This is a genomic window from Vibrio sp. JZG120, from assembly GCF_053890955.1.
On record NZ_JBSRRK010000004.1, the window covers coordinates 672,562 to 684,062 of the forward strand.

Below are 11,501 nucleotides of genomic sequence, written 5' to 3' on the forward strand. Positions count from 1 at the left end.
GTGCTCAGCACTCCTTTTTTGTGGGTATCAAACGATAATTAATTTGGTTGATACTTCATAGTAATGACCGACCATTCGTAAAGTGATTTCGGGTAGCCGTATTCGCTTTTCCCGTAAACGACATTTGGGTCAGCATAGAATCCACCTTTATCCGTTGCTAAAAATTCACGCACCCCACGACGGTAAGTAATGATTGGTGCTGCCGACTCATACTCTATGTCTTCCAAATTAGAATCATCAATCACTAAGAACCGAGTCATACGGATAGTGCTACCGCTGGTGCAATACCCTGGATCATCATAACCAATTGCATTAAAAGGCTTAAGGTCATCAGCAAATAGCTCTGATGTACATCCATCGAATCGAGCAACATGCACCCACGCTGCCTTTTCTTGTCTTCGGTCATCGCTACCAACTGGCTTAAACATAAATAGCACAACCTTACCTTTACCGTGTTTTTGCAACTCGTCATCCGTCGGTTCACGTACCGAACGCGAACCCAAGATACCAAATTCACTCTCTTCTAAATTGGCAAACTGTGGGGCACTAAGCGTGCTCACAATAACGGTTTGTTCGCTATTAAGTTGTGTGTATTTATCTGCAACACCCGATTCTGCCAAATCGACACTAACCGTGACTTTTGTTCTTGGTAACGCTTTGTAATCTCGCGATTCACTCTCAGAGATATCTAGAGCAATAGAATGGTATTGAGAGTAATTGGTTAGCGTCAACTCTGCATTCGCATTGTCTAACGTGGCAAGATCTTTGCTCACAGTATCGCCAAATGAGTAAGTGCGAGTACCGACCGTTCTACCGAAATCTAAGTCAATTGCCTTGAAAGGCGTAAACTCAACGGTTTGAAGTTTCGTGGTAAGACCGGGATGATCCGCTTTATTAATGGTGCCGTTAACCAATACGGTTTTAGTTGTATAGTTACGTGCAGTTAGCGTCACTTCTAATTGGTACTCGCCTGCGTGCAAAATCTTCAAACGCCCCGTTTCAGAAGAGACTAACTCAACCACAGGATCTTTTTGGTTAATAAGACGATAGCTGGCTTTCGCCTCTCCTCCACTCATCACTGGTGAGATAATAGTACCCGCTGAAAAGTCTACCGTTGGATAAGCAATCGATACAGGGTTTGTGCCCTGTTTGATCGTTACAGAGAAACTGCTTTCACCCGGAGTAAATTTATCGTCCCCTGCATCCGATACAACAACTCTTGTGCTGCCAGCATTGAGGATGCGCATCTCGCCCGTTTTGCTGTCTAGGGAAACCACATCCGTTGCTGCATTTTCTGCAAATCGATACGAAACTTCGCCAACCGTACCAGAGATGGTCGGTTTTTGAACATAAGGCTGGCTGGTTTTCCAAGTATCTTCCACATCGGATTGCACATCAATCCGACTCGGCGCACTCAGAATATTAACGTACACTTTCTGATCTGGACCCGCAGTATAATTCGCGCTCTCCTGTCTGCGAACTGTTAACGTCGCTTTACCCGCTTTGTAAACATAGGCACGTCCATCCGCAGTAACCTCTATAACATCTGTAGCAGTGTTATCAACGAGTTCTACATGATCGTTACTTGTACTTAAACCAAAGTCACGACGAAGATCAAAGCTATAGTCTTTGCTATACACCATTTCATAATCTTGTGTCACCATGGCTTGTCCCGCAGCTTTCGCTACTTTGATGACTACATTAAACTGAATTGGTTGATATAAATCCCCACCATCATCTTCAAACTTAAGACTATATTCACCAGCCGTCTCTACTTCTAATTTGCCATCGGTCATTCTTAAACCGTCCGGTAAACTACCGACTAGGCTTACGTTGCCTTTTTGTCCTGAAAATGCCAAAGGAATTGAGAGGCTAGGCTGATAAATAAGCGACATTTCAATGTCGTTCATCACTGGATGAGGCGCGCGATTAACTTCAACATTGAAGCGAGCTTTGCTTGCAGGATAATTACGCATTTCATGCTCGTAGATTTCAACTTCAGCCGTACCTACACCTTTGATCAGCAGTGCTTCACTGCTCATAGATTTAGCGATAACATCTGTGCCGCTAATAATTCGCAGTGAATAGTCGCCGCGAGCGTTCGTCACCTTAGGGAAAATTCGGCCACCTTCCTCATAAGTTTTCACAACATCCGCTACGCTGATTGCTTCGCGTTGACCTTGTTTTACATCCACAACAAATTGCGCCGTTTGCTGCTTATCTAAAAAAGCATCGCTGTAAGTTGCTGTCGCTTCAACGGTTAACTGCCCAACATTATGAACAAGGAGCACACCTGACTCCGAGTTGAGTAACTCGGCAACTTTGTTGTCTGGTTCGCTGCGAATGATTTTGTATGTGATGCTTTGCGTTTGAGCTTTATCTAAACGTGCAGGTTCTAACGTCAGCCCTTCTCTATATTCGTCTTCCAGCAAGGCGAATTGAAGTTGCCCGGATGCTACTCCATGAAGCTTCACCGTCGCGCGAACTTGCTTCGGCAGATAAAGCTCGTTACCTGAGTCAGTAATCAGTACCGACGCCTGACCAATTGAGCCTAATGAATATACCGAACCGTTCTGATCAACCCGAATCAAGTTATGACCACTTTCTACTTCATAACTCAATTCACCTTTTTGGCCACGAACGGTCAGCGCTTTCCCTTCAGATTCGATTGCATTGAAGTTTAGATCACTAACCGAAAGGTCTGTGTTAATACCTCGTTCCACAGTGATAGAAAATCGTGCTTCAGAGGATTCATAAGCAGAACTGTTATCCGTAGCCAGAATTGTTGCCGTTCCTGGACGCAAAATTTGTAGCATTCCAGAGTCATTAATTTTCACAACATTTAGCGGATTAGAGTCAATGACTTGATAAGACACCGAGCCATGTACATTGCTCAATTTTGCCTCTGTAACGGTTCCCACGCCCTCAAACTTCAATACCGTGTCTTCAGCTTTTAACTGTGGACGACTCTGCTTTGTTATCGTAGTTGGTGTCTTTGTATTGTTCGTTTTAGAGTCACCTCCACCACCACAACCAGCGAGTAAAGCCGCAAGAAAAAGCAAATAATATTTTCTGTTCATTTTTAGAAACACTTTGTCACAAATAAGTGCTAGCGATAATAATACGATGTTTTATTAATCACTACATCCATTTTTGAGTACTTTATTACTTAAGTATTTGCTACTGTATTACGCATAAAAATAAATGTTCAGAAGTGGTGACTAAAATACACAAAACAACACAAAGCAAACGTTTAAATTAAACCAATTAATTAATTTAGTAAGAATGAATATTCAACAAAAATAAAACACGAAAAATAAAGAGAAAAAATTGCGTTATTTTTTCATGCATTTTGCTGTATTAGCGCTTGGTGGAGGATAAAAAACAAACAGTTAATGCGGAAATAGAAGAGAGAATAAATATCGTTTATATTTATTCCAACCCAGTAAAAAGTAACTTAGTTAGAATAACCCTGCTACCTGTTAACATTTAAAATGCTAACAGATAGAGTAACCATTAAATAAAATTCGTATAAAGCTATTTAGTTGAGAAGTGGTAACTCAGTCGTATATTTAATGGATTCCATAGCAAATGTTGAAGTCACATTAGACAGTCCCTTTACACTATTAACTAAGCGCTTATAAAACTCGTCAAAACACTTCATATCTTTGACTAGCACTTTCATCATGTAGTCATACTCGCCGGCCATGCGATAAAACTCCATCACCTCAGGGAAATCACTCACTGTTGTGACAAAGTGGTGATACCAATCTTCAGAGTGATCGATGGTTTTTAGCTGAACAAAAGCGATAAAAGACAGGTCGAGTTTTTCTGCACTCAGTAACGCCACGCGCTTTTCGATGTAGCCTTCTTCTTCCAACCTTTTCAAACGCTTCCAACATGGCGTTGTTGTCAGATTAACCTGCTCTGCTAACTCATTTAATGACAAGGTGCTGTCGGTTTGTAACAACGCAAGCAGCTGCTTATCGACTCGATCCAAACTCATCCTATAAAACCCACAAAGTGTAGAAAACTTTTCTATCAAAATAGTCATTACCAGCAACTATAGCAAAGTTTTTCTCTCATATTATAGGTAAATTATTCCCATCCAATGCTTATCTATCGATTTCCAAGGAGAGACGCCATGTGTACTGACCACAACTGGATCAACAATGCAGTGCGTAAAATTGAAGCAGACTTTCAACGTTCTGCTGATACTCATTTATTTAAACTCGAACTGCCTTCTCTTGATGGTATCGATATCTACCTAAAAGATGAGAGCACGCACCCAACAGGCTCTCTGAAACACCGATTGGCACGCTCGTTGTTTCTTTATGCGATTTGTAACGGATGGATTGGTCCTGAAACCACAGTGATTGAAGCGTCCTCAGGCAGCACTGCCGTTTCAGAAGCGTATTTTGCTCGCTTGCTTGGCTTACCGTTCATTGCTGTTATGCCGAAAACCACCGCACGTAAAAAGATTGAACAAATTGAGTTTTACGGTGGTAAAGCGCATCTTGTAGAGCGCTCAGATCAGATTTATGACGAGTCTCGACGTTTGGCTCAAGAGTTAAATGGCCACTACATGGATCAGTTTACTTATGCTGAACGTGCGACTGACTGGCGCGGCAACAACAACATTGCGAACTCTATCTTTAGCCAAATGGAACTAGAAGATCACCCAATTCCTAATTGGGTAGTAATGAGCCCAGGAACTGGTGGCACGTCTGCAACCATTGGCCGTTTTATTCGTTACCAAAAATACGACACCAAACTTTGTGTCGTAGACCCTGAAAACTCGGTGTTTTACGACGCTTTCCAGTCAGGTAATCACTCATTAAAAGGTGAGACCGGCAGCAAAATTGAAGGCATCGGTCGACCACGTGTCGAGCCAAGCTTTATTGCAGGTGTTATTGACGAGATGCGCAAAATTCCAGACGCTGCCAGTGTGGCAACTGCACATTGGGTTTCTCAACTCATTGGGCGTAAAGTCGGTGCATCAACGGGGACGAACCTCTACGGTGTGCTTCAACTGGCCTGCGAAATGAAACAACGCGGTGAAACAGGCTCTATCGTGACACTTTTATGTGACTCTGGTGAGCGTTACTTAGATACGTATTACGACTTAGCATGGGTAAAAGAGAACATCGGTGATATTCAACCTTACCTCGCGCAACTTGAAGTCATTCAAGCGAAAGGCTGTGTCGAACCTGCATGTTGCGGTCCAATTACCGCTTAATATGTAAATTCGAATGTAAAAAACAGCCCGCTGATGTGCGGGCTGTTTTTTTGGAAATGAGTATTACTTTTTCTGACGCGCTTCAAACGCCGCCAATTGTTCTGGCGTTGCCGCTGGCTGATGATTTTGTTTCCATTCATCGTAAGTCATGCCGTAAACACGTTCGCGAGCGTCATCAATATCTAAATCCACACCGAGATTTTCCGCTTCAGCTTTGTACCATTTGCTAAAGCAGTTGCGACAGAAGCCCGCAAGAATCATGAGGTCGATGTTCTGCACGTCTTTATTCGCGTCTAAATGCGCCAATAAACGACGAAATGTCGCCGCGTCTAACTTATCTTGTTCTTCTTGAGTCAGATTTTTATATTTGAATTCAGCCACTTTCCTTTCCTTCTCTCTTATTTGATTGACGTTAGTCACCATACCGAATAGTAAGTTCTCCAGCCTAGGAAGTCTGCTTTAGCGCAACAATTCCCAGTCTAAATGACTACCTTTGCGTAAAAGCTGATATGATAAACGCCATCTATCTTATTGATTAAATTAATATTAACACAACTCATTACAACGGTCTTTTACAAAGGTTATCGTCAAGTTATGAAAAACGCCATTCTATTATTGTCTGCCTTGACCATCAGTGTGCCGACTTTTGCTGCTCAAGAACAAACTCATCAATCTTATTTTTATCTGGGTACTGGTAACGTCGGTTTTGATACGCCCTATTTTGGCTCAGACAGAGACAATGAGTGGTCCACACCACATATCACTGTTGGTTGGGGCTATCATGTTAATCAATACCTTGCGTTTGAAGGTGTGCTTCGCTATTCCCAAAACGAACTTAAGAACGACAAACTGAAAACAGATTTGGATTTGCACTATTACCAAGCGGGTATGTCAGCTGTATTGACCAGTGATAACCTTGGCGATACGCCACTTTCTTTGTTCGGCCGCGTGACCGCGTTAGGGACTCAGGCAGAAATGTACGTTCCAAACCAACAAAAAGTCACCGATGATTCAGGAGCACTATTCAATATCGGTGCTGGTGTCCATTGGGATATGAGCAAAGACATCTGGTTGCGCGCAGAGTACATCTATAATGTCGCAGATATGGGCTTTGAAGATTTTTACGACAGCTACGAAGGTGTGCAAATTAGCTTAGGGAAACGCTTCTAACATTAGGTAGCACCAAGTTACCAGAATTGAAATACAAACAAGCCGAGGTTTTTACCTCGGCTTGTTTTACAATCTACGGTGTGTCATCAGTTACTGAGCGGAAAACTTTTCTGTTGTCTCTTGATTCACATGGCTACTTGGTTGACCGGCATCGAGAGAGTGTAAAATGCCATCTTGACGATCTTTTAGTGCACTCGTTAACGTCGGAAGTGCAGTGGTCGCTAACAACGCCATAACACCCGCAACTAAAACCATTTCTACCATGTAACTACCACGTACTTTTTTCAAGAGAACACCTCAAATAATAATAGGTATATGCTGCTTTCCCGGCATGACACCTAACAAGACCCGACATTCAGTCAATACGATGAGCGAGTCCTGTGCCCCTCGAAGAAGTGGCGAAATAATAAACAAAAATAATCATTAGATCTATAAGTAATCACTCTCAATATAAAAAAACACCGAACAAAAGTTGTTCGGTGTTTTCAATCAAAGCTTTACGTACAGCGGCTAAGGATGAGCAATACGGCCTTTTGTATCGTGGCTGAGTGCTTTGTTCAATTCTGCTTCTACATGACCTGGCGCCTGTGTTTTCGCCGAAATCAATCGGTACATAGCCGGGATGACAAACAAGGTCACCAATGTCGCAAATCCCATCCCGAAAAAGATCACGGTACCCACGGCAATACGGCTCTCATAACCTGCCCCTGTCGATACAATCAACGGGATAGCACCAGCAAGCGTGGTAAATGCTGTCATCAAGATCGGGCGTAGACGTCGCGCAGCTGCATCAATAACCGCTTTTTCGAATTCAACACCGCGGTCTCGCAACTGGTTGGCAAACTCAACAATCAAAATGCCGTTTTTCGTCACCATGCCGATCAACATGATCATGCCAATCTGGCTGTAAATGTTCATGCCTTGCCCCATCACAACCAAGCCAAGGAAGCCACCAAATACGCCCATCGGCACCGTAAACATCACCACTAACGGGTTCACGAAGCTTTCAAACTGAGCCGCTAACACGAGATACGCCACAAGCAATGCCAACGCAAACACGACAGCAACACTCGCTTGGTTCTCTTTAAAGTCTTTTGACTCGCCAGAATAACTCACCGAGATGTCACCTGGTAAGTTGTCTATCGCTTGTTGATCAAGGTAATTCAGCGCGTCTCCTAATGTGTAGCCTTCTGACAGATTAGCCGTAATAGTGATGGATTTCTGTTTGTTGTAGTGAGATAGACGAATAGAAGCTGCCACTTCTTCAATTTTAGTGACCGCGTCTAACGTCACTAACTGCCCACTATTGGTTCGCAGATAAATCTGGCTTAAATCCGCAGCATTATTAAAGCTGTTTTCATCACCACGAAGATACACATCATACTCTTCGCCACGCTCAACATAAGTCGTCTCACTTTTACCACCAAGCATGATTTCTAGCGTATCAGAGATGTCTTTGACACTGACCCCTAGTTCTGCGGCACGCTGTCTGTCGACCGTAACCAATAGCTCTGGCGTTTTCTCTGAGTAATCGATCTCAGCGCCTTCCATCATTGGCGATTCTTCTGCTTTGCTTTTCAACATTTCAGCCCAGACGAGAAGTTCATCGTAATCAGAGCCACCTAATACAAACTGAACAGGCTCACTCGAACCACCTTGGAAACCAGGCATAAATGGGAACACTCGAACATCAGGTATGCCAGCCAGTGCGCCACGCACTTTGTTAAGCGCTTCCTGAGCTGTTACATCTCGCTCGTTCCAGTCTTCTAGAATCATGATAACAAAGCCGGTTTGATCGCCTGCCTGTCCACCAAATGCAGGCGTTTGAATACTAAACGACTTCAGATACCCTTGCCCAAGTAATGGCATCAATCGGTCTTCAACAATGTCCATATTGGCTGACATACGATTGTATGACGTAGCATCAGCCCCGCGTACAAACGCAAACATCACGCCGCGATCTTCTTGAGGGGTCAACTGGGCTGGCACTTGGTTCATCAAGAAGTAACTGCCGCCCAAACACGCCAAAATCACCAGCGGTGCAGCCCAACGCATTTTCAATGCGCCTTTCAATAATGAGCGGTAACCACTCTCAAGTTTACTAAATAGGCGATCGACCACTTGATTAAATCGATTTGGTTTTACATTCGCCTTCAAAATCTGACTACCCAATACAGGAGTTAATGTTAGGGCGATCAAAGACGAGAAAATTACTGACATCGCCAACAAGACAGAAAACTCAGTAAATAGCAGACCTACCATGCCATCCATAAAAGAAATCGGCAGGAATACCATCACCAGCACTAGCGTTGTCGCGATAACGGCAAAGCCTACTTCCCGCGTGCCTTTATAGGCCGCAAGCAAAGGCGATTCACCACGTTCGATATGGTGGAAGATGTTTTCAACAACCACAATCGCGTCATCCACTACCAAGCCGATAGACAGGATCAACGCCATCAAGGTGATTAAGTTGATAGAAAAGCCAAAGTAATAAGCGGCAATGAATGAGGAAATCAGCGATACCGGAACCGTAACAGCTGGGATCAAGGTTGCACGAGCTTGACCAATGAAGATGTACAACACCAAAATAACCAAACCGCCCGTAATAAACAGCGTGCTATATACCTCTTCTATCGAACGCTCGATAAACACCGTCGCATCGTAGTCGATAGCAAGCCGCGTTCCTTCCGGCAAGAACTTCTGGATATTATCAACTTCAGCTCGAACTAATTTTGCTACTTCTAACGGGTTCGCATCAGACTGAGGAACAACCCCCAAACTAACATTGACGACGCCATCGCTTTTAAAGGTCGAGTTTTCGTTCTCTGCACCGATAAAAACATCAGCGACATCTTTCAAATAGATAGGCGTATTGTCGCTTGCCCTTTTAATCACGAGGTACTGAAAATCTTCCGGCGTGTTATAGCTACGCGCTGTCCGTACCGACATGACTGTCGAATCATTACGAACTTCACCACCCGGACTTTCTAAGTTTTCACTTCGCAGTGCCGATGTAATGTCCGAAGCCGTGACTGAGCGCCCCGCCATCAGCTCTGGCTTAAGCTTCACGTACATCACTTTGTACAAACCACCAGAAAGATCAATGGAGCTCACCCCAGAGATCAAGCTAAAGCGATCCATCAATACACGTTCGGCATAATCCGTCAATTGAGTGCGGTCCATCTCTGCAGAGCTGAGGTTTATATATAGGGAGGCCTGACCTGAACCGTTATTCTTGTAGACAATTGGATCGTCCGCTTCATCAGGTAGCGAACGTTGAGCGCGAGCCACCGCGTCGCGAACATCACTAACACCCGTATTGAGATCGTAACCTAGCTCAAAAGTGATCGTGATACGCGAACTGCTGTTTCGCGTCGTCGAACTGATCTCATCTATTCCGCTGATGCCTGAAAGCTGATCTTCTAATACAGAAGTAATTTGACTCTCGATGATCGTCGCGGAAGCGCCCTCATAACGCGTACTAATGGAAACGACCGGACTTTCAATGTCCGGCATTTCTCGCACCGCTAGTTTCGTAAAGGATACAAAACCAAATACACACAGCAGCATACTCAATACCAACGCTGCGACTGGGCGTTTTACAGAAACGTCAGAAAGTAACATTAGTTTGCTTCCTTAGCCGCTTCGTCTTGCGTGCTTTGAACACCTTGATTACCAGTTGCGTTAGCTGTTTCTGCCTTTCCTGGTGCGACAATTTCCTTAACTTCAACACCATCTCGCATATTAACGATGCCCTGTACAACAATTTTGTCGCCAACTTCAACGCCTGACTCAATAACGACTTCGTTATCGACACGAGCACCGAGAATGACTTCTTGTCGAGTCGCTTTATTGTTGCCATCGATGACGTATACGTAACGCTTGGTGCCAGAGTATTCTAGTGCTTGAACCGGGATAATTGGCGCTTCAATCGCAGGGAAGGCCAATGATGCATTCATTAACATGCCCGGCTTTAAGAGGTTTTCAGGGTTCTCAAACTCAATACGTACACGCAGGTTCAGCGTTTCTGCGCTGATTCGCGTATCAATACCTGTGACTTGACCAGTAAACATCTGTTCACCCCATGCACTGGTTTTGGCAATGACTTCCATACCAATAGAAAGCATTGATAAATAGCGCTCCGGTACTTGTAAGTCCAGCTCCATGACGGAAAGGTCATCCAAGGTCAACAGCTCTGTACCCGCGCTAACCATTTTACCGCGACTAAAATCGATGAAACCAACAGTGCCAGAGAATGGAGCCGTAATATGAAGATCGGCCAAATTTGCTTGAGCGGCGTCCAGCCTTGCTTGTGCGATTTCAACACTTGCTTTTTGTGCGTCGATCTCAGTTTGGGTGATAGCATTTCGCTTAACCAAACGTTGAAACTCTTTTAGCTTACGTTGTTCATCTTTAAGGTACGCCTTTGCCTCAATCAAAGCGGCTTGAGCCTTATCATCATCCAACTTGATTAACAGCTGACCTTGTTGGACATTTTGATTCGCTTTAACAGCGATTTGATTCACTTTGCCGGCGACTTCCGATGCAACAACCACAGACTCCGCCGCTTCTAATTTACCGATAAGCGATAAGGATTGATTGATCTCGTGCGTTTCTACTTGTTCAGTTACGACGGTAACTGCTGAGCCTCGCATAGCTGCGAAAGCTGATGGAGAACTCATTAATATAGAAAGCGTTAAAACAGATAACGATAACGTGGCTTTCATGCTCATGATATTGACTTCTAAACGAATAAACTTATGTCATTAAACTGCTTACATTTTATCAGTAGATACGTGGTTTAACGTCAAGTAGTGTAAATTCAAGTAAAAAGAGCGTTTCTCTTCTGTTCAAAGGACACACAAAACGCTGACTTTCTACCATCTTTGCCCAAAAAGACAGCATTCAACGTAAAAACGCAAGAAAAACGCTTTACAGCCTGAGCGAGTTTGCTATGATTCGCTCCGCACTTGGGAGATGAGTTGGGAAAACATCTTGCTAAGTATAAAAATCCTCTGGAGGGGTTCCCGAGTGGCCAAAGGGAGCAGACTGTAAATCTGCCGGCACTGCCTTCGATGGTTCGAATCCGTCC

Annotated in this window: 8 protein-coding genes and 1 tRNA gene; 3 read left to right on the forward strand and 6 right to left on the reverse strand. The window is 44.0% G+C overall.

Going from position 1 to position 11,501, the window contains the following annotated elements; translation table 11 throughout:
- Positions 1-38 precede the first annotated feature (38 nt).
- Positions 39-3,080: a cadherin repeat domain-containing protein gene (locus ACWPOD_RS11440; RefSeq protein WP_456231901.1), complete on the reverse strand. Its 3,042-nt coding sequence runs from the start codon at positions 3,078-3,080 to the stop codon at positions 39-41.
- A 461-nt stretch (positions 3,081-3,541) separates the two neighbouring features.
- Positions 3,542-4,006 (reverse strand): Lrp/AsnC family transcriptional regulator, encoded by a 465-nt coding sequence (locus tag ACWPOD_RS11445; RefSeq protein ID WP_005390577.1) that lies wholly within the window; start codon positions 4,004-4,006, stop codon positions 3,542-3,544.
- Between the two features lie 138 nt (positions 4,007-4,144).
- Here ACWPOD_RS11445 and ACWPOD_RS11450 point away from each other — a divergent pair, with 138 nt between their 5' ends.
- The gene (locus ACWPOD_RS11450; protein WP_005390576.1) at positions 4,145-5,239 is read left to right on the forward strand and encodes a PLP-dependent cysteine synthase family protein; all 1,095 of its coding nucleotides are present in this window, start codon (positions 4,145-4,147) and stop codon (positions 5,237-5,239) included.
- 63 nt (positions 5,240-5,302) lie between these two features.
- Here ACWPOD_RS11450 and ACWPOD_RS11455 read toward each other — a convergent pair whose 3' ends face one another.
- Complete coding sequence (locus ACWPOD_RS11455; protein ID WP_005390574.1) at positions 5,303-5,620, reverse strand: DUF1244 domain-containing protein; 318 nt, start codon at positions 5,618-5,620, stop codon at positions 5,303-5,305.
- Positions 5,621-5,833: 213 nt separating this feature from the next.
- Here ACWPOD_RS11455 and ACWPOD_RS11460 point away from each other — a divergent pair, with 213 nt between their 5' ends.
- Positions 5,834-6,409 (forward strand): porin family protein, encoded by a 576-nt coding sequence (locus tag ACWPOD_RS11460; RefSeq protein ID WP_085343461.1) that lies wholly within the window; start codon positions 5,834-5,836, stop codon positions 6,407-6,409.
- Between the two features lie 90 nt (positions 6,410-6,499).
- Here ACWPOD_RS11460 and ACWPOD_RS11465 read toward each other — a convergent pair whose 3' ends face one another.
- The 3 genes from ACWPOD_RS11465 to ACWPOD_RS11475 all read right to left on the reverse strand — a co-directional run bounded on the left by ACWPOD_RS11465 (position 6,500) and on the right by ACWPOD_RS11475 (position 11,142).
- A complete protein-coding gene (locus ACWPOD_RS11465) occupies positions 6,500-6,697 on the reverse strand; it encodes a type II secretion system protein (RefSeq protein ID WP_104974322.1) in 198 nt (65 codons plus the stop codon).
- 222 nt (positions 6,698-6,919) lie between these two features.
- Entirely contained in the window at positions 6,920-10,033 is a 3,114-nt protein-coding gene (gene vmeF / locus ACWPOD_RS11470) for a multidrug efflux RND transporter permease subunit VmeF (protein WP_456231902.1), read from the reverse strand.
- Positions 10,033-11,142 (reverse strand): efflux RND transporter periplasmic adaptor subunit, encoded by a 1,110-nt coding sequence (locus ACWPOD_RS11475; protein ID WP_167426769.1) that lies wholly within the window; start codon positions 11,140-11,142, stop codon positions 10,033-10,035. The genes vmeF and ACWPOD_RS11475 overlap by 1 nt, the downstream gene beginning before the upstream one ends.
- A 292-nt stretch (positions 11,143-11,434) precedes the next feature.
- Between ACWPOD_RS11475 and ACWPOD_RS11480 the strand changes: the two genes are divergently transcribed.
- Positions 11,435-11,501, forward strand: a tRNA-Tyr gene (locus ACWPOD_RS11480).

Coding starts and splice junctions, on each gene's coding strand:
- ACWPOD_RS11460 (WP_085343461.1), top strand. CDS start 5,834: ATGAAAAACGCCATTCTATTATTGTCTGCCTTGACCATCAGTGTGCCG.
- ACWPOD_RS11445 (WP_005390577.1), bottom strand. CDS start 4,006: ATGAGTTTGGATCGAGTCGATAAGCAGCTGCTTGCGTTGTTACAAACC.
- ACWPOD_RS11475 (WP_167426769.1), bottom strand. CDS start 11,142: ATGAGCATGAAAGCCACGTTATCGTTATCTGTTTTAACGCTTTCTATA.
- ACWPOD_RS11450 (WP_005390576.1), top strand. CDS start 4,145: ATGTGTACTGACCACAACTGGATCAACAATGCAGTGCGTAAAATTGAA.
- vmeF (WP_456231902.1), bottom strand. CDS start 10,033: ATGTTACTTTCTGACGTTTCTGTAAAACGCCCAGTCGCAGCGTTGGTA.
- ACWPOD_RS11440 (WP_456231901.1), bottom strand. CDS start 3,080: ATGAACAGAAAATATTATTTGCTTTTTCTTGCGGCTTTACTCGCTGGT.